Source organism: Citrobacter sp. Cpa228, from assembly GCF_030333085.1.
GTDB lineage: Bacteria > Pseudomonadota > Gammaproteobacteria > Enterobacterales > Enterobacteriaceae > Citrobacter > Citrobacter pasteurii.
Window position 1 is genome coordinate 289,770 of record NZ_JAOWGQ010000037.1, and the last position, 19,446, is coordinate 309,215.

Sequence of the window (19,446 nt, forward strand, 5' to 3'; positions counted from 1 at the left end):
TGCAGTGTAGCAGCCAGGTAGAACTCAATTTAACAGATTGGGACTTTATGCCGTTTTGTGCTGAAAGGGGAAGATAAATCTAACCCGTTCATTGTACCTGGCCCGTACTCCATGAAGAGGAAATCAATGTTGGACGGAAATTGCTACCGTATTCACCATCAAAAATTGGCGGTGAATAAGCAGTAATAATGAAAAAGGGTGTTCCAGGAGTAAGCGGTTATCAGGGCCCGGCGGGTGGGTGGGGCGCGGTAAAAGCCGTCACTGCTTCGGTGTTTTCGCAAAAGGCTGTTGTACGCGACATTATCGCGATGTTCAAAATGAACCAGGTGAAAGGGTTCGATTGTCCGGGCTGTGCGTGGCCGGACCCGGGTCATCGCGCGCCAATGGAGCTGTGCGAAAACGGCGTTAAGGCGGTCTCCTGGGAGACAACCCGCAAGAAAGCGTCACCGGAATTTTTCAGCCGTCACCCGGTTTCCACACTCTGGCACTACAGCGATTATGAGCTGGAAAATATCGGTCGTTTAACGCATCCGATGAAATACGATGCAGCGTCAGATACCTGGCAGGCGGTGGATTGGGATACCGCCTTCCATGAGATCGGTGAGCGTCTGCGCAGTTATGATTCAGCCCGGCAGGTTGAGTTTTACACCTCCGGCAGAACGTCAAATGAGGCTGCGTTTTTGTATCAGCTGTTTGCCCGCGAATATGGCAGCAGCAACTTCCCTGATTGCTCAAACATGTGCCACGGGCCGACCAGTGCAGGGCTAACGCCGGCCATTGGCCTTGGAAAAGGAACCGTTGAACTTGAGGATTTTGACCACTGCGATCTGGTGATTTGTATCGGGCATAACCCTGGCACCAACCATCCGCGCATGCTGACTACCTTACGCGACGTTGCCAGACGCGGGGCTAAAATTATCTCCATTAATCCGCTGAACGAAAGGGGGCTTGAGCGCTTTAGCTTCCCGCAAAGTCCGAAAGAGATGTTTACCGGTCAGGCGACGGAACTGAGCAGCGACTACTACCAGGTCAAAATGGGCGGTGACGCCTCGCTGCTCAAAGGCATCATGAAGGCGCTGATCGAGATGGATGAAGCGCGGATCTTATTGGATCAGCAGCCGACGCTCGATCATGCGTTTATCGATGAGCACACCGCCGGATATGCCGCGCTGTATGATGACTTACGCCAGCGTAGTTGGGCGGAGCTGGAACAGGACTCGGGACTGATGCGTAGTCAGATGGAAGATCTGGCGCACAGCTACAGTAAATCCCGCGCCACGATTGTTTGCTATGGTCTGGGCATCACCCAGCATAAAAACGGCACTGAGAACGTCCAGCAGCTGGTAAACCTGCTGCTGCTGAAAGGCAATATAGGTAAGCTGGGGGCGGGGATTTGCCCGTTGCGCGGTCATTCTAACGTGCAGGGAGATCGTTCGGTAGGGATCAACGAAGCGGCATCCGAAGATTTCCTGCAACGCCTTGAGACGTATTTTTCTATCCGTGTTCCGCGCAAACATGGCCGTTCCAGTGTGGAGAGTATTCGGGCCATCGAGCGGGGAGAGGCAAAAGCGCTTATCTGCATGGGGGGAAACCTTGCGGTGGCGATGCCGCAGCCGCAGCGTACCTTTGCGGCGATGAAAAAGCTGGATCTGCAGGTTCACGTTGCGACCAAACTGAACAGATCACACCTGCTGCTGGCAAAACATAACTACCTGCTCCCCGCGTTGGGCAGAACCGAGCGCGACATGCAGGCGACGGGGATTCAGTCAGTCACCGTCGAAGATTCGATGTCGATGGTTCACGCTTCCTGTGGTGGGCTGAAACCCGCTTCGCGGTGGTTAAAGTCTGAACCGGCAATTGTGGCGGCAATGGCACGCGCCACTCTGCCTCACTCGCCGGTCAACTGGGAGACGTTAGCCGGGAACTACGCGCTGATCCGCGATGCCATTGAAGCTGTGATTCCGGCATTCCACAACTACAACACGCGTATTGCCGAGCCAGGCGGATTTCGTATGGATACGCCTGCTTCGCGGCGTGAATGGCGAACGGAGAATGGCAAAGCCAACTTTATCGTCAGCCGCCAACGGGCCGTGGTGCGGGAAAACCAACCTGCGGATGCGCTGGTTCTGGCTACGTTGCGCAGTCACGATCAATATAATACGACTATCTATGGCATGAACGACCGCTATCGTGGCATTACCGGTCGGCGCGACGTGGTGTTTTTGAGTGCCCAGGAAGCAGCGGCTCGCGGGCTGAGTCAGGGGGATGTGGTCAACGTTCAGGCGCTGGACGATAACGGGCTTCCCTGTGCCGATCGCGTGATGTACGGGTTAACGGTGGTGATTTACAACATGGCGGCGGGTTCAATTGGGGCGTATCTGCCGGAAGCGAATGTCCTGCTGTCGCTGGATGCGGTGGACACACAAAGCTTAACTCCGGCGTATAAAAGCGTGCCGGTCATCCTTACCCAGGCGTAGTTCCTGCTGTGAATTTTTCGCCTCTGAGCGCCAGCCGCTGCGTTGAGGTGTATGATGATGTCAACCTCTGTCCGGTTAGTGTCGCAGAGCAGGCAATCAGAGCGAAAAATTCACGCCAACCTGCTCAGGCTGTATTGTTTTGAGGTAAGGTGCATGAGCAAAGGAACGACCAGTCAGGATGCCCCATTCGGGACATTATTGGGCTACGCCCCAGGCGGCGTAGCAATCTACTCTTCAGATTACAGCTCCCTCGACCCACGGGACTACGACGATGATGCTGCTTTTCGTAGCTATATCGACGACGAATACATGGGCCACAAATGGCAGTGCGTAGAATTTGCACGCCGCTTTCTCTTCCTAAACTATGGCATGGTCTTCACCGATGTGGGCATGGCATGGGAGATCTTCTCCTTGCGCTTCCTGCGTGAAGTGGTGAATGACAATATCCTGCCGTTACAGGCATTTCCGAATGGTTCGCCCCGTGCGCCGGTTGCAGGTGCTCTGCTTATCTGGCAGAAAGGCGGCGAATTTAAAGACACCGGTCATGTGGCGGTCGTCACCCAGTTGCTGGAAAACAAAATCCGTATTGCCGAACAGAACGTGCTCCATACGCCGCTGCCGCCAGGGCAGCAGTGGACCCGCGAGCTGGAGATGGTGGTTGAAAACGGTTGCTACACCCTGCGGGATACCTTTGACGACACCACCATCCTTGGCTGGATGATCCAGACCGAGGATACCCGTTACAGCCTGCCGCAGCCGGAGATCGCCAATGACTCGCTGAAAATTGGCAGCGCGCGACTGGAAGATAACGGACAGTTTGACGGTAAGTGGCTCGATGAGCAGGATCCGCTGCAAAAAGCCTACGTGCTGGCGAACGGCCACGTCATTAATCAGGATCCGCATCAGTACTTCACGATTACCGAAAGTGCCGAGCAGGAGCTGATTAAAGCGACCAACGAGCTGCACCTGATGTATCTGCACGCGACCGACAAGGTGCTGAAAGACGATAATCTGCTGGCGCTGTTCGATATCCCGAAAATCCTCTGGCCGCGTCTGCGCCTTTCCTGGCAGCGGCGTCGGCATCATATGATTACGGGTCGTATGGATTTCTGTATGGATGAACGCGGACTGAAGGTGTATGAGTACAACGCCGATTCCGCATCGTGCCATACCGAAGCCGGTTTGATCCTCGAAAGATGGGCTGAGCGGGGCTACGCAGGGCAGGGACACAACCCGGCTGAAGGGTTGATCAACGAACTGGCGGGTGCCTGGAAGCACAGCCGCGCACGTCCGTTTGTCCACATCATGCAGGATAAGGATATCGAAGAAAACTATCACGCGCAGTTTATGCAGCAGGCGCTGCGTCAGGCCGGGTTTGACAGCAAAATTCTGCGTGGCCTCGATGAGCTACGTTGGGATGATGCCGGTCAACTGATTGACGGTGACGGTCGCCTGGTGAACTGCGTCTGGAAAACCTGGGCGTGGGAAACTGCGATTGAGCAGGTGCGTGAGGTGAGTGAAACTGAATATGCCGCGGTGCCGATTCGTACCGGGCATACCCAGCAGGAAGTGCGATTAATCGATGTGTTGCTGCGCCCGGAAGTGCTGGTGTTCGAACCTCTGTGGACGGTGATCCCAGGCAACAAAGCGATTTTGCCGATCCTCTGGCAGCTTTTCCCGCACCACCGCTATCTGCTTGATACCGATTTCACTGTTAATGAAGAGCTGGCGCAAACCGGTTATGCGGTGAAACCTATTGCAGGACGTTGTGGCAACAACATCGATCTGGTGAGTCATCAGGAAGAGCTGCTGGATAAAACCAGTGGTAAGTTTGCCGAGCAGAAGAACATTTATCAGCAGCTTTGGTGTCTGCCGAAGGTTGCCGGTAAATATATTCAGGTTTGTACGTTCACCGTAGGTGGTAACTACGGCGGGACTTGCCTGCGCGGTGACGAATCGCTGGTGATTAAAAAAGAGAGCGATATTGAGCCGTTGATTGTGGTGAAGGAAGCGTAATCTTTCTGCGTGCTCAGGAATGAGGTGCGAAAAGCCGAAGTATATCTTCGGCTTTTTTATTTATAGTTAAATTGATTTCGATTATGTTTTAATAAATGACGTGGTCTATATGTATAATGATGGATATTCCCCTTGGTGATATTTCATAATAAAAATATATTTATTTAGTGAATGTATTTAACATTAATTAATTCCTGTTATTTGTATTAGACAAAGAGCTTCTTGATCTCTCTTTTAAATAAATAATACTGATGTATTATTTGGTTAATCGATGATATTGATCATGTTTTATATTAGAGAATATATCGGATTGCATCGCCACACTAATTATAATCATTAATTGTCATTAACAGTCGTTGTTGACTGCCCACAGAAATGACGTTGTATGAAACTCGTTGAGCGATTGGAAAATGCTCCGTTAGGAAATGCAAAATATCGGCAGGAATCGCCGGTCTGAGAGGGATGTATGGGTGACAGTTTTCAGAATGAAGTGCCGACGGCACGTGTTAATATCAAGTTAGATTTACATACCGGAGGCGTTCAGAAAAAGGTTGAATTGCCGTTAAAACTTTTGACCGTGGGTGATTTCAGTAATGGTAGAGAACAACGACCACTATCGGAACGCGAAAAGGTTGATATTAATAAAAATAACTTCAATGATGTGTTAGCTAAGTTCTCGCCAGTAGTTAATCTGAATGTTAAAAATACGTTAGCTGGTGATGGTAGAAAAGACGATATTAATCTTACCTTTAAAAATATCCGCGATTTTGAGCCCGAGCAGGTAGCCAGGAATATCCCACAATTACGCGTTCTGTTGGCTATGCGTAACTTACTTCGTGACCTGAAATCTAACTTACTCGATAACGCGGCTTTTCGTCGCGAGCTGGAAACCATCCTTAAGGATCCAGCCCTGAGTCAGGAACTGCGTGATGAGCTGGCAACTATGATGCCGGAAGAGATTTAAAGCTATACAGGGTTTCCTCCGCTTAATCGGCAGGAATAGTAAAGGATCATAAAAGGAATATGTTGATGTCTGTTCAGGAACATACCTCTTCAGCCGCGACCACCACGACCAGTGAACGTAGCGTTTATCAATCCCTCTTTGATAAAATTAATCTTGCCCCGGTTTCGATATTAAAAAATGTCGATGCGTGGCAGAGCGATGAAGCGCTATCTGATGCCGCTCCGGCTGAACGCGTGACCGCCGCTATTCAGGTTCTGGTTTCATGTCTGGCGGACGCCGCACAGCCAGTAGAGCGCCTGGATAAAACGCTGCTTGATGAACAAATTGCTCGCCTTGATAAGCAGATTAGCGATCAGGTAAATGAAGTCATGCATCATGCGGAGTTTCAGAAGCAAGAATCGCTCTGGCGCGGTTTACATTCGATGATCACTGGCATCGATTTTCGTCGAAATGTCCGGGTAGAAATGATGGATATCAGCAAGGATGCGTTACGTGATGATTTTGACGACGCGCCGGAGCTTATCCAGAGCGGGTTATACCGCCATGGTTATATTGAAGAATATGATCAGCCAGGCGGTGAACCCATTGCGGCAATGATTTCAGCGTACGAATTTGATAACAGCCCGCAGGATATTTCACTGCTGCGCAATATTTCTGGCGTGTCGGCAGCCTGTCATATGCCGTTCATTGGTTCCGTTGGGCCGACATTTTTCCTGAAAGAAAATATGGAAGAAGTCGCGGCCATAAAAGATATCAATGATTATTTTGAACGTGCTGAATACATCAAGTGGAAAGCATTTCGTGATAGCGACGATTCACGCTATATCGGGCTGACTATGCCGCGTGTGCTGGGTCGTCTGCCGTATGGTCCTGATACCGTGCCGGTACGCAGTTTTAACTATGTTGAAGAAGTTAAGGGGCCGGATCACGAAAAATATCTGTGGACCAGCGCATCTTTCTCTTTCGCTGTGAATATGGTGAAAAGCTTTATCAAGAATGGCTGGTGCGTCCAGATCCGTGGGCCGCAGGCGGGCGGCGCGGTGAAAGATTTGCCTATCCATTTGTACGATCTGGGTACCGGTAATCAGGTGAAGATCCCGTCTGAGGTGATGATTCCGGAAACCCGGGAGTTTGAATTCGCCAACCTTGGCTTTATTCCGCTTTCTTATTATAAGAATCGTGATTACGCCTGCTTCTTCTCTGCTAACTCGGCTCAGAAACCTGCGCAGTTTGATACTCCGGAAGCGACGGCTAACAGCCGGATTAACTCACGTCTGCCGTATATCTTCCTGCTTTCTCGTATTGCTCACTACCTGAAAATCCTGCAGCGAGAAAATATTGGTACGACCAAAGATCGCCGCTTGCTTGAGCTTGAACTTAATAACTGGTTGCGCAGTCTGGTAACCGAAATGACCGATCCTGGCGATGACTTGCAGGCATCACACCCGCTGCGTGATGGGCGTGTCGTGGTGGAGGACATTGAGGATAACCCCGGTTTCTTCCGCGTGCGCCTGTACGCCATTCCGCATTTCCAGGTTGAAGGTATGGACGTCAGTCTGTCGTTAGTTTCACAAATGCCTAAGTCGAAATCTTAACGACGCAGCGCACAGGAGGTGCGATGAAGATCTATCGTCCGTTATGGAGCGAGGGGGCCTTTCTGGCTCCCCAGCAGTTTCAGCAACAGACACGTTGGGATGCCTATGTAGCTGACGTTGTTGCTCACATGTCGCTTTCATCGCCGTGGGGCGTCATCAGCGCGGAGTTTGATGAAAGTGCGCTAACGGTTTCCCGTTTGAATCCCGTTAATCTGGTTGTGCGCTTTCCTGACGGTACGTTAGTGGATACAGGTATTTCAGATAACCTGCCTCCGGCGTGTGATTTATCGCATCTTACTGGTTACAGCAGCGTTGATATCGTGCTGGCGTTGCCGCTGCTTTCAGCTAATGGCGGCAATCTTTCATCAGGCAACGGCATTAGCCGTCCGTGTCGCTGGCAGCAGGAATGGCTGCCAGTGCAGGATCTCGCAGGCCAGGAACGGACTGATATGGCGGTGCTGCGGCATGCTATCACCCTCCGCTATGCCCATGACGATAACAGCGCTTACCTGACTTGTCCGGTAGCTTGCCTTATTCGTAATGTTCAGGGGCAATGGGAGCTGGGACGCGATTTTTTACCGCCATCGCTTTCACTCTCAGCCAGCCCCTTATTAATTAATTCGCTCAGTGATTTGGTGCATCGTATCCAGGCTCGTTGTCGCCGCCTGATGGCCTTGCGCCGAGAAAGTAACGAACGAATGGCAGATTTTGCGGTAGCAGATGTTTCGTTGTTTTGGCTGCTGAATGCGCTTAATAGCTCGGAGCCCGTTCTGAAAGAAATGCTGCAAAACCCAGGCCGTCACCCCGAACTTTTGTGGCGTGAGCTGGCGCGGTTAGCGGGCAGCCTGCTGACCTTTTCATTAGAAAACGATGTCAGCGTTGTGCCTCCATACCAGCATGCAAATCCGCAGCAGGTATTCCCACCCCTGTTTGCGCTGCTGGTGGAACTGCTGGAAGCCAGCCTGCCATCTCGCGTTGTCGCTATTGAACTGATGCAGGAGCGACAGTTCTGGTATGGCGCTCTGTCGGATGCCCGCCTGCGTGAAGGCGCTGATTTTTACCTGTCCGTTCGTTCGGATCTCCCTGCGCATGTTCTCCTGACGCAATTTCCACAGCTCTGTAAAGCAGGGAGTCGGGCAGATGTGTCAGATGTCGTCAATGTGGCACTTAGCGGCATCCCATTAAAACCGCTGACGCATGTACCCGCAGCCATCCCGCTACGCCTGGAAAATCAATATTTTGCTCTGGAGATTAATCATCCAGCAGCCCAGGCCATGCTGGACGCTGGTAATTGCGCTTTCTATGTGCCGGGAACGCTTGGAGAGATTCAACTTGAGTTATTCGCAGTATTAAGGGATTGAAATGAATAAGGATATTGATCAGGTATTCTGGCCAACCTGGCTTGCTGTCAGCCAGTTACGTGGCGGGGCGGAAGTTGAAGATGGGGCAGCTTTCTATCGCCGGGCCTGCCAATGGGTTGATTCTGCGCGTGAGACATTGCGTGACATGGGGTACAGCGAACACAGCGTTGAACACATGCTCTATACGCAATGTGCGTTACTGGACGAAAGCGTGTTGAACCGCAACCGGCAGGATAGCGGTTACATTACCTGGCTTGCGACACCTTTACAGGCCCGCTTTTTCAACACTACCAATGCCGGGGAAGATCTCTGGGAACGCATTCGTACCGTTCTGCGCGAGCCCGTTCCTGATACCGCCGTATTAACCTGCTTTTATCGTGCAATCACGCTCGGTTTTGTTGGGCGCTATCGTGAGCAAGGTGACGAGCGTCGTGAAGATGTTCTTGAAGCGCTGGCGATTCAGGCGATGCCTTTTAAGTTAATGCACGATGCGCCAGTCATCATGCAGGCTTCCGGCTTTTCTGGCGGTAAGCGCCGCTGGTGGCTGGCATGGATTGTCGGCGCGGTGGCGTTGGGTGCTTTGTGGTTAACATTTTCTCATGTCTTACAAGGGCAGATCGCTCAGCTTATTGGGCAGGGTTAAGACATGGCACAGTTGCGAGGGATCGTTAACTATGTGCTGGCAACCGTGCTGGCTTTGTTGCTGGTCTGGGGATTCAGTCCGTTAAGTGCGGGTGTCCGGGGCGGCCTTACCGTCATTATTTTACTGTTTTCCATTCCAGGGATCGTTTATGGCTGGCGTCAATATGGTCGGTTGAAGTCTGCTCATTCTGCTCATTCTGCTCATGACGTTCCGCTCCCTCCGGAGAGTTTCAGTGGGCCTGTTGTGCTGGTGTGTGGCGATAATGCCCCCTTGTTTGCCGGACGCGGCGATTCTTGCGAAAGTTCGCAGGGCTGGTATTTATCTGTCCAGTCCCCGGAGCATTATATTGCTCTGGTTCGTCAGATAGCAGTGCAACGTCCAGGACTTCTTATGCGCGTTTCCGTGATGCTGGCATTGATCCCGGAACGGCATAATGATGAAGACGCGCTCAAGCACATGCTGCTCAGTTGGCGGCGTGTGGTGGCCCAGAGTCGGCGTTGGTTATCAGGTATACCGCCATTTTGGCTGTGCTGTTGGCTGAATTCTCCTCAATGCAATGAGACTGTACGTTGGTTTATCCGTACGCCTCAGGATGCGGAAGTGCAGTCGGCTACGGGATTAGACGACTTTGCGCCTTACTCTTCGCAAGAGCGCCCGGCTCGCCATTCTCATCTTACACATGCAGTGTGGTTAGATAATTTACTGGAATGGCTGCAGAAGTTACAAGGCGACACCGAGCGCCATGCTCCGCCTGTTTTCTCTGCTTTACGGGTAGTGTGTTTCACCTCATTAGCGGTCTGCGAAAATAATCTGTGGCAACGGTATGCCACGGCGCAAACAACCCTTTCCTCTGCGGCGTCAGCAGTGTCCGGGCTGCTGCCTTTTCCTGATTTAGCGCTGCCTTTTTTATCTCGCCGTCGGGCGCTGACAGCATTTCAACGAACGGTGGGCATAAGTGGTCTGCTATGCGGCATTTTTGTTGGAATGGCGATGACGTGCAGTTTTATCAATAACCAACACCTCATCAGGATCACCAACGATCATTTGACGGTATACCGTCATCTTAGCGGTAATCCTGTCGAGCCAAAGATTCAGGCTCAGGATCAACTTCGTCGGGATGCGCAGCGGCTAGATCGCTGGTATCAGCGTGGTGAACCCCTTTCCCTTTCAATGGGATTGTATCAGGGGATGAGATTGATCCCGCCTCTGCTGGTCGCCCTCAGTGACTGGCTACCATCTGAAAAACTGAAAGTGACCTCCCCGCAAACCGTACGTCTGGACAGTATGTCGCTGTTTGATACGGGCAAATGGGCGTTAAAAGCGGGCTCAACAAAAGTACTCATTGCGGCTTTGGTCAATATCAAAGCTAAGCCCGGTTGGCTGATAGTCATCACCGGACATACCGATGATGTGGGTGACGATAAATCTAATCAACAGCTCTCTCTCAAACGTGCGGAATCTGTTCGCGACTGGATGCGCGATACCGGTGATGTTGCGGAGAGCTGTTTTGCCGTTCAGGGCTATGGCGAATTACGTCCCTACAAAACCAACGATACGCCGGAGGGGCGGGCTGCCAACCGTCGTGTGGAGATCAGTTTGGTACCGCAGGCTGATGCCTGTCGGGTGCCGGGCATGAAGGAACCGTCACCGGAAGGCGGTGACGCATTAGCGAAGTAAAAATGGAGAAAGAGTTATGGCAATTCCAGTCTACCTTTGGCTGAAAGACGACGGCGGCGCGGATATTAAAGGTTCTGTTGATGTGAAAGACCGTGTGGGCAGTATCGAAGTAGTGGCTCAGGAACATAACCTGTACATCCCTACCGATAACAACACCGGTAAGTTGACCGGAACGCGCATCCATACCCCGTTCCTTTTCACGAAGGAAATCGATGCTTCCAGCCCGTATCTGTACAAGGCTGTAACCACCGGTCAGACCCTGCGCCAGGCAGAGTTCAAATGGTACCGCATCAATGATGCTGGTCAGGAAGTGGAATACTTCAATACCACTCTGCACAACGTGAAAGTGGTGAAAGTAAACCCTGTGATGTACGACATCAAAGAACAATCTAAAGAGAAGCATAACCACCTGGAACGGATTGAACTGCGCTACGAGAAGATCGTCTGGACGTATAAGGATGGCAACATTATCCATTCTGACGCCTGGAACGAGCGTACCACCGCGTAATGCACTAACGGATGAGGATTTCCTCATCCGTTTTTTTATGCCCTCTGCTGAGCGTCCGGAGTGGGGGTTAAGCAGAGAGTATCAACGTCACTTATTACCTTATGGGCATTGGATTACGGCCACGGGCGGTAGCGTGCCTGAATACAGGGAGTCAGGAACCAAATGGAACACCAGTCAGCAGTGTTATTACGACGTCTCAACCCCTATTGTGCTCAGGCGCTTGAAGCGGCGGCATCGTTATGCCAGACGCGTGCGCATGCAGAAATTACGCCCGAACATTGGTTACTCAAGCTGCTGGAGCAGGGGGAGGGTGATATTACTGTCATTGCTCGTCGTTATGAATGGGATATTGACAATCTCTGGCAGTCGCTGCTGACGCATCTGGATGTTCAGCCTCATTCCGTGAAAAGCCGCCCGCAGTTGTCTGATGCGCTCCTTTCTTTAATGCAACAAGCGTGGCTGTGTGCCGCAACGGATGAACATTCGCAGATACGTGGTGTACATCTGCTGATGGCGCTGGTAGGAAAGCCTTCACTATTGAAGTGTGACGGCCTGTGGCCTCTTTTGAGCGCCGGACATACTCAACTGGAACGGCTTCTGCCGCTATTAAATGTCCAGTCGGATGAGTGTCCGGAAAGGCAGCAAGAAGCCGCTCTGGCGCAGATTTCTCCAGATGACGAAGTGCGTCCTGGCCTGGCTCAATCGACGTTGTCGCCAGCATTACAAGGCGTGCTCGATAAATTTACGCTGGACGTGACCGCGAAAGCGCGTGCTGGCGATATCGACCCGATATTTGGTCGCGATAATGAAATCCGGCAAATGGTGGATGTGCTGTCCCGTCGGCGAAAAAATAATCCTATTCTGGTCGGGGAACCCGGCGTCGGCAAGACCGCTCTGGTGGAGGGGCTGGCGCTGCGTATTGCGGAAGGTAACGTGCCGGATAGCCTGAAAGCGGTGACGTTACGCACGCTGGATCTTGGGCTGCTTCAAGCCGGCGCTGGAGTGAAAGGTGAGTTTGAGCAGCGGTTGAAAAATATCATTGATGCCGTTCAACAATCGCCAATACCGATTCTGCTTTTTATCGATGAAGCACACACCATCATTGGGGCCGGTAATCAGGCGGGGGGCGCTGACGCAGCCAACCTGCTAAAACCCGCTCTGGCCCGAGGTGAATTGCGAACCATCGCGGCGACCACATGGAGCGAATATAAACAGTATTTTGAGCGTGATGCTGCGCTGGAGCGGCGTTTTCAGATGGTGAAAGTGGACGAACCCGATGATGACACAGCCTGTTTAATGCTGCGTGGTCTGAAATCACGCTATGCAGAACACCATGGCGTTCACATCACCGACGACGCGGTTAAAACTGCTGTTACGCTCTCTCGCCGCTATCTTACCGGGCGGCAATTACCCGACAAAGCCGTCGATCTGCTGGACACCGCAGGTGCAAGAGTGCGGATGAGCCTTGATACCGTTCCGGAACCACTGACGCGTTTGAAGTCGGAGATCACCGCGCTTGAAATTGAAAAGCAGGCGTTGCTTGCAGACCTCGCGCTAGGAAATGGTCAGCATGGTGAAAGGCTGGCCAGCATTGAACAGCATGAAAATCGTCTGCTTGTCGAGCTGGATGAACGCGAAACCCAGTACGGTCAGGAATTAGCGCTCACTGAGCAACTGCTGGCCAGTCGTCTTGATATTTCTCGTCAGGCGGAAACGGTTGAATTGCAGCAGCAGCTTAGTGTGCTTCAGCAGGGGCATCCTTTACTGTTTCCGGATGTAGACGCGCGCACCGTTGCTACGGTGATCGCCGACTGGACTGGTGTACCCTTATCTTCATTGATGAAGGACTCCCAGGCAGACTTGCTGACGCTTGAAACCCAGATGGGAAAACGCGTTGTCGGGCAGGATTATGCGCTTAATGCCATCGCGCAACGACTGCGGGCATCAAAAACGGGTCTTACGCCGGAAAACGGCCCGCAGGGTGTGTTTCTGCTTACCGGGCCAAGCGGAACTGGCAAAACGCAGACGGCGCTGGCGCTGGCCGACATTCTGTTTGGCGGTGAAAAATCGCTGATCACCATTAATCTGTCTGAGTATCAGGAGCCGCACACCGTGAGCCAGCTCAAGGGCTCGCCTCCGGGATACGTGGGTTATGGTCAGGGAGGGATCCTGACCGAAGCCGTGCGAAAACGCCCCTATAGCGTGGTGCTGCTGGATGAAGTAGAAAAAGCGCATCGTGACGTCATGAACCTGTTTTACCAGGTATTTGACCGTGGCTTCATGCGTGACGGCGAAGGCCGTGAAATTGATTTTCGCAATACCGTTATTTTGATGACTTCCAATCTTGGCGGCGATTCCGTGATGCAGCTGCTGGCAGAACAGCCGGAAGCGACAGAGCCCGATCTGCACGAACTGCTGCGCCCCCTTTTGCGCGACCATTTTCAGCCAGCGCTACTGGCCCGCTTCCAGACGATTATCTACCACCCGCTCGGTGAAACAGCGTTACGTACGATTGTACAAATGAAACTGGATCAGGTTAGCCAGCGATTACAGCGCCACTACGGCATCACCACGACGATATCCGATAACCTTTTTGATGCCCTGACAGCCGCTTGTCTGCTACCGGATACGGGGGCGAGGAATATTGATAGTCTGCTGAACCAACAAATCTTGCCAGTGCTTAGTCAGCAGTTGTTAACGTATCTTTCCCGGCAGCAAAAACCTCAGCAACTTACTTTAAGTTGGCGTGATGAAGAGGGAATGATGCTGGAATTTAATGATGAGTAAACGTAACGATATTATTGAACCTTACGAGTGGACGTCGGATCGTAAAACGGGGCTCGTTTATAGCGAAATATTGGGATGGATAGATATAGGCCATGCGCAGGGAAGCGATATTGAAAACCTACTGTTAGATATAAAACGAGGTGAATCAAGTCGTGATGGTTATTATGAAGTCACCTATAGCCAAAAGATGTTTGTATATCATCGCCAGTTTGGTACAGGAAAATTTGTTAAGTGGCGTATCAAACAAGGTTTATCTGCATGTGAGAAAAGTAGCGTTGCGTTAGCTATGATGATGATGACGGCGCGCTTGTTTGAAAGTTTGCAATCTAATTTGTGTTTTAGTTGGTATACCGACAGTGGTTTTAGCGGTGAGGATCTTACATCCGATCTTTTAGGCTTCTACCGGGCAATCCTTCCCTCAAACTACCCGTCAAGACTGAGCTTAGTCAGTAAAGAGCGGGCACTGAGTAGATGGGATTTTTATGGGCCGATAGGTAATTATAAGAATAAAGGATTTTTACCATTACTGTTTCCAGATCCCCTGGATAACTGTGCTGTCCATAAACCCTATAAAGGAAGCCTGCCTTCATTTATGACATGGGTGCAACCGTGGAGTGATTTCACTTCTGGTCGGGTAGAAATTATGACCGGGGATGGCGGTTATTATTCATTCTTGTCGAGGTGAATGGTAATGAACTACTGTAAAATAATACTGGTGACGATTTTTTTGATTTTCTTGTCACCGCTGTTAATACCCTGGCCTGATAAATTAGAATATCGGGAAAGCGATCTTTTTAACTACTATTTCTACACTGATGTTGATATCAAACAGGCTCCAAGGATATCAAATAATTATCTCTTTGAATATATTTCTCCTGATGGCAGTACACGGGAAACAAATCTTATTGTTTTTCACGGTGGTGATGTGGGAGTTATTCGTGATTATCTAACAGGTCTTGGCTTTCATCTTTATGATTATAGTGATAATGGAAGAGAAGAACTTTGGATATCAAATGATAATCGTCGATTTACTTTTTCCATTGTCACTAACAAGAAAAAAGATTTAGTCAGTTTAATAAAGATAATGCGTTGAGGGTAAGTTTTCGTTCTGGAAGTGACTCTTTATAAAATTACAGGGGTTAAATATATGGGAATGGATGAATCACTTGGCGGTGGGATGTCATTTATATCTGAAAATACGTTGAATCGTTATCAATTGTATATCCCTTCATGCAAGTCAGTGCTGGATGTTATTAACTTTAATGGTACAGAGGAAATGAGTTCGCTGTATCGATATGTAGTACATTTTTCCAGCCAGGATAAAGACATTGCGGCCGAATCGATACTTGGAAAATCAACGATATTGACCATGGGAATGGGGAAGTTAAGTGAGTTAACTGCCCGCAAAATGGTACATGGTATTGTGACATCTTTCCATCGTATCAGTGGTTCAAAAGACCAGGCAATCTATCAGATAATCATTGAACCTTTTGTCGCGTTGTTGAAAAACCAATTTCGCACACACCGCTTCTTTATTAATATGTCAGTTCCTGAAGTTGTTACTAAGATTTTACAGGAACATGGTTTAAAAGACTGGGAGTATAATTTTGATTTGGTAATGGAATATCCCAAAAGAGAGCAAATTAATCAGTATCAGGAGAGCGATCTGGTTTTTATTGAACGTCTGCTTTCTGAAGTTGGAATTTTCTTCTTCTTCAGGCTTCAGCCTGATGCTGGCACTGAGGTCATCTATTTTGCTGACAAGCAAAGCGCATGGGAGTTTGGCAAAACATTACCGCTGAATAGCCCTTCCGGAATGAATGACAATGGCATCGACTCAGTCTGGGATATTCAGTTCCAACAGTCTGCGGTGCAGGCATCGGTTACTGCCGGGGATTATAACCATCGCCAGGCTCAGAAAATATTATTTTCTGCACAAGCCGATATGACTTACGGTGAAGGTGACGGGGTGACTTACGGGGATGTTTACCACTATCGCCCACGCCATCTTGAAACGGGTGATAAGATTTCACCATCGCCTGAAACAGGGAATTTTTGGGCGCGTCTGGAACATGAACGTTACCTCTCCTCACAAGCGACAATCACGGGATTATCGACCGATGTTAGCCTCAGCCCGGCTCAGGTCCTGAATATTACGGAATCCACACCTGTCCCAACGCTTCCTGCCAGTGTGCGTAACAACTTGCTGGTTACGGCGGTTTCATTCAGCGCAAGCCGAAAGGAAGCGCTACAGGTGGTGTTGATGGCGACCGTTTACAGTGAAACCCGCTGCTGGAGACCACCGCTAAAACCTCGGCCAGTGATTAGCGGCACGCTAATGGCGCGTGTTTCAAGCCCGAAAAAGAATGATGAATATGCTCATTTAAATCAGAGCGGGCTTTATTGGGTTAAGTTTGATGCGGATCGCGATGATAAACAGCAGGGTTACGAGAGCATGCCAGTACGCCTGGCCAAACCCTACGGCGGCGACACCTACGGTATTCACTTCCCGCTGATACAGGGTACAGAAGTGGCGGTGGCGTTCCATGAAGGTGACCCGGACCGGCCCTATATCGCCCATGCGCTGCACGACTCCCGGCATCCGGACCACGTGACACAGGCAAACCACACCCGCAACGTCATTCGAACTCCGGCCAACAACAAACTGCGGATGGAAGACAAACGGGGCGAGGAGCACGTCAAGCTCAGCACCGAGTACGGCGGCAAGACGCAGCTGAACCTGGGGCATAACGTGGATGCACAGCGTGCGCTGCGGGGCGAGGGATTTGAACTGCGTACAGACCAGTGGGGAGCTATTCGGGCTGGGAAAGGGATCTTTATCAGTGCCGATCGCCAGGAATTAGCTGGAGGTTTGCAGTTAGATATGCATGAAGCAGTAGCTAACTTACAAGCTGCGCTTCAGGATGCGAAAGGTATTCGCTCTGCAGCAGAAAAAGCGAAAGCAGAACTGGCTGATATCGAGAGGCAAAAAGCATTGTTAATGGAGTCTGTGACAGACCTCAAGAAACAGACTTTACTTTTTTCTGCTCCTGCTGGCATTGCGCAGGTGACTCCTGCCAGCATCCAACTCTCATCAGGTGAGAATGTCATTGTAACTTCCGGAGCGGACACGGATGTGAGTGTCGCTAAAAAATTCCGCCTTGGTGTGAAAGAAACAATAAGTCTTTTCGCTCAGTGGATGGGAATTAAAATTTTCGCCAGCAAAGGAAAAGTGGAAATTCAGGCGCAGGGAGATGCAATGGATCTGCTGGCAAAGAAAACGTTGAGTATAGCCAGTAAGGATGAGCAGGTGATCATTACCGCAGCGACAGAGTTAGTACTCAGTTGTGGTGGCGCGTATATCAGGCTTAAAGATGGTGAAATAGAAGTAGGGGCGCCTGGTAATGTACGCGTAAAGAGCATTGGGATTCAGAAAATGGCTCCTGCGACATTGAATGCCAGTATCGAGTTACCGGATCCTTGCGCCACAGCTATTGATGCTGCTGGTGGTACGCAAAGCCCTACAGTGACGCTGGGTTGATGGAGGACCAATAATGAAGGAATCATTAATAACTTATGATTACTCCTTACAGGCAATGCAAAATCAGGGGGATTATATTGGTGAGAAAATATTTAATCATTTTAGATCGTTAAATAGAAATTGCATATTAATGATTGATACTGCAATTATAAGGTTGAGAAATAAAGAATCATCATTCTATAATGAAATAACAAATAGATATGTTGTAAGGGTACCTGTTGCTACTCGTTATCTATCATCTGAATTTGAGCCTTGTTTGGTTTCACTGGATTTATCTTTGCCTGAGGATTGTAAGTTACTACAAGAAAGCATTATGAAAGCTCTGCAAGAGATCGAACCTAATGAAATACTGCTGGGTAAGGGCAGGATGGTATGTGGTTGGCTTTCTTGCGAAGAAAACATTGTAAATCTCGCAGATTATCTGGGAAAGGTGGCAATCCAGCAGCATGATGGAAAAGATGTTTTGCTTCGGTATTATGACCCGGCAATTATGATCTCTCTTTTATCTATTCTGGATGACTGGCAACAACGACGTTTGTTAGGGCCAATTGAAGTGTGGAGTTTTATTGATGGCGATGGTCAGTTTATCAATAAAATAAATCAGTCTGAGAATCAACTGCGACTTTCATATACGTTATCGCTGAGCGCTGACAATTGGCGTGATATAAATTTTGCAGGGATAAAAAAATAGAGTTATCTGTAATTATCGTCTGGCTAATTTGAGTCGTGAACGGTTTTCAGAGCCCGCGGTATTTAAGCTATTGCAGCAGTCACTTAAAAGAGCTGTATTATATACTTTTTCTGATCAAGAAGATCTTATCAAGTGGGGCCAGTGTTCAATTAATGTTGCTCCGGAGTTTTATAACCATGGATTTATTAAAAACTTGCTTGAAATAAATAGCTTAAGTGAGAGGGGGAAATTTACTCAAATCATATCTCATATCACAGAACAACAATGGAATGAAATTCGAGCAAACATTAATTAAGCAATTTACAGTTCGAATATGTGGGAGAACAGGGATGATAAATCATAAATGTGACTGTATGTCACAGGGACCGGCATTACTACCTGTACGCTATGCGGTGGTTCCTGAATATATTAAAGAGCCATTGCCGGCGTGGGCAAAACCTGGAGTATCAGCTTACCCGGCGGAAAACGAAAACTACCACTATGCGCTACGCGCGATGCGCAGGGGCTATATCTATATCTACTATCCGTACCTGACGGACTGGGAAGCGTGGTCGGTGTGTGATGACGGCAGTTTGTGGAAACAGCTGTCGGCGAAAAATGTTCTGGAGAAATCAGAGCCAGACTGTCGGCAGGGAACGTACAGTGATGGCGGAAAGGATTTTCTGACGCTGCCTTATGAAGTCCTGGATAATGATATCTGGATAGCATTCACGCAGTGTCCCTGGACGGAAAAAACGATGGAGCGTTACGCGGGCGATGACGGTCAACGGCAGCGCAGAATGCAGCGCCTGAGTTCTCCGAACTGGACGGCGCCCCAGGCTTCACAGCAAATAACAGAGGCAACCACAGCAAATCTCGCCAGGGTTCTGGATTACATCCCGGCGCAGGGCAGCCAGCTGAGTCCGGCAATGCTGTTACCGTATGGCACCCATACTAAAATCCGCGTCAGCCAGTGTGTGAGTGAACGCTATGCCATAGTCAAAGAGCCGGGGCCGCAGGAGACATTGTATCCGTGGAAGAACGGAGTGGCCGGAAATACAATCCGGCAGATGAAGGAACGGGGTGTGAGGCCAGACGGTTCCCCCGTGACACCGTTGCTGATGGCGTTGCATGATGCAGCAGGGATAACGCATGAGCTGACGGGATGGACGAATGATGTCCTGGCGATGGCGAAGATATTTGGTGA

General features: G+C 50.0%; 14 protein-coding genes. All 14 read left to right on the top strand.

Annotated elements, in window-relative coordinates; genetic code table 11:
- Positions 1-188: 188 nt before the first annotated feature.
- On the top strand, positions 189-2,477 hold the full coding sequence (locus OGX91_RS06165; protein WP_005123153.1) for an FdhF/YdeP family oxidoreductase: 2,289 nt from the start codon (positions 189-191) through the stop codon (positions 2,475-2,477).
- Between the two features lie 153 nt (positions 2,478-2,630).
- Entirely contained in the window at positions 2,631-4,493 is a 1,863-nt protein-coding gene (gss, locus tag OGX91_RS06170) for a bifunctional glutathionylspermidine amidase/synthase (protein WP_005123155.1), read from the top strand.
- Positions 4,494-4,959: 466 nt separating this feature from the next.
- Entirely contained in the window at positions 4,960-5,457 is a 498-nt protein-coding gene (gene tssB / locus OGX91_RS06175; RefSeq protein WP_005123156.1) for a type VI secretion system contractile sheath small subunit, read from the top strand.
- 65 nt (positions 5,458-5,522) lie between these two features.
- Positions 5,523-7,052: a type VI secretion system contractile sheath large subunit gene (tssC, locus tag OGX91_RS06180; protein ID WP_286625718.1), complete on the top strand. Its 1,530-nt coding sequence runs from the start codon at positions 5,523-5,525 to the stop codon at positions 7,050-7,052.
- 23 nt (positions 7,053-7,075) lie between these two features.
- Positions 7,076-8,413, top strand: coding sequence for a type VI secretion system baseplate subunit TssK (gene tssK, locus OGX91_RS06185; RefSeq protein ID WP_286625719.1), 1,338 nt, complete (start codon positions 7,076-7,078; stop codon positions 8,411-8,413).
- Position 8,414: 1 nt separating this feature from the next.
- Positions 8,415-9,056 carry a type VI secretion system protein TssL, short form gene (gene tssL, locus OGX91_RS06190; RefSeq protein ID WP_040233993.1) on the top strand — a complete coding sequence of 214 codons (642 nt, stop codon included), beginning with the start codon at positions 8,415-8,417 and terminating at the stop codon, positions 9,054-9,056.
- A 3-nt stretch (positions 9,057-9,059) separates the two neighbouring features.
- Positions 9,060-10,733, top strand: a complete 1,674-nt coding sequence (locus tag OGX91_RS06195) for an OmpA family protein (protein ID WP_286625721.1) — start codon at positions 9,060-9,062, stop codon at positions 10,731-10,733.
- A gap of 16 nt (positions 10,734-10,749) precedes the next feature.
- Positions 10,750-11,241 (top strand): type VI secretion system tube protein TssD, encoded by a 492-nt coding sequence (gene tssD, locus OGX91_RS06200; protein WP_040233996.1) that lies wholly within the window; start codon positions 10,750-10,752, stop codon positions 11,239-11,241.
- Between the two features lie 162 nt (positions 11,242-11,403).
- Positions 11,404-14,028, top strand: a complete 2,625-nt coding sequence (gene tssH, locus OGX91_RS06205; RefSeq protein WP_286625724.1) for a type VI secretion system ATPase TssH — start codon at positions 11,404-11,406, stop codon at positions 14,026-14,028.
- Complete coding sequence (locus OGX91_RS06210; protein ID WP_286625739.1) at positions 14,021-14,713, top strand: hypothetical protein; 693 nt, start codon at positions 14,021-14,023, stop codon at positions 14,711-14,713. The genes tssH and OGX91_RS06210 overlap by 8 nt, the downstream gene beginning before the upstream one ends.
- A 6-nt stretch (positions 14,714-14,719) precedes the next feature.
- Positions 14,720-15,121: a hypothetical protein gene (locus OGX91_RS06215; RefSeq protein ID WP_052463797.1), complete on the top strand. Its 402-nt coding sequence runs from the start codon at positions 14,720-14,722 to the stop codon at positions 15,119-15,121.
- Positions 15,122-15,175: 54 nt separating this feature from the next.
- Complete coding sequence (locus tag OGX91_RS06220) at positions 15,176-17,569, top strand: type VI secretion system Vgr family protein (protein ID WP_286625726.1); 2,394 nt, start codon at positions 15,176-15,178, stop codon at positions 17,567-17,569.
- Positions 17,570-17,582: 13 nt separating this feature from the next.
- Entirely contained in the window at positions 17,583-18,260 is a 678-nt protein-coding gene (locus OGX91_RS06225) for a DUF4123 domain-containing protein (RefSeq protein ID WP_286625727.1), read from the top strand.
- Positions 18,261-18,613: 353 nt separating this feature from the next.
- On the top strand, positions 18,614-19,446 hold an 833-nt coding region (locus tag OGX91_RS06230; RefSeq protein ID WP_286625728.1), incomplete at its 3' end, for a T6SS effector BTH_I2691 family protein.

Bases quoted from the DNA above. Each gene is read 5' to 3' on its own strand.
- OGX91_RS06165 (WP_005123153.1), top strand. From the start codon at position 189: ATGAAAAAGGGTGTTCCAGGAGTAAGCGGTTATCAGGGCCCGGCGGGT.
- gss (WP_005123155.1), top strand. From the start codon at position 2,631: ATGAGCAAAGGAACGACCAGTCAGGATGCCCCATTCGGGACATTATTG.
- tssB (WP_005123156.1), top strand. From the start codon at position 4,960: ATGGGTGACAGTTTTCAGAATGAAGTGCCGACGGCACGTGTTAATATC.
- tssC (WP_286625718.1), top strand. From the start codon at position 5,523: ATGTCTGTTCAGGAACATACCTCTTCAGCCGCGACCACCACGACCAGT.
- tssK (WP_286625719.1), top strand. From the start codon at position 7,076: ATGAAGATCTATCGTCCGTTATGGAGCGAGGGGGCCTTTCTGGCTCCC.
- tssL (WP_040233993.1), top strand. From the start codon at position 8,415: ATGAATAAGGATATTGATCAGGTATTCTGGCCAACCTGGCTTGCTGTC.
- OGX91_RS06195 (WP_286625721.1), top strand. From the start codon at position 9,060: ATGGCACAGTTGCGAGGGATCGTTAACTATGTGCTGGCAACCGTGCTG.
- tssD (WP_040233996.1), top strand. From the start codon at position 10,750: ATGGCAATTCCAGTCTACCTTTGGCTGAAAGACGACGGCGGCGCGGAT.
- tssH (WP_286625724.1), top strand. From the start codon at position 11,404: ATGGAACACCAGTCAGCAGTGTTATTACGACGTCTCAACCCCTATTGT.
- OGX91_RS06210 (WP_286625739.1), top strand. From the start codon at position 14,021: ATGAGTAAACGTAACGATATTATTGAACCTTACGAGTGGACGTCGGAT.
- OGX91_RS06215 (WP_052463797.1), top strand. From the start codon at position 14,720: ATGAACTACTGTAAAATAATACTGGTGACGATTTTTTTGATTTTCTTG.
- OGX91_RS06220 (WP_286625726.1), top strand. From the start codon at position 15,176: ATGGGAATGGATGAATCACTTGGCGGTGGGATGTCATTTATATCTGAA.
- OGX91_RS06225 (WP_286625727.1), top strand. From the start codon at position 17,583: ATGAAGGAATCATTAATAACTTATGATTACTCCTTACAGGCAATGCAA.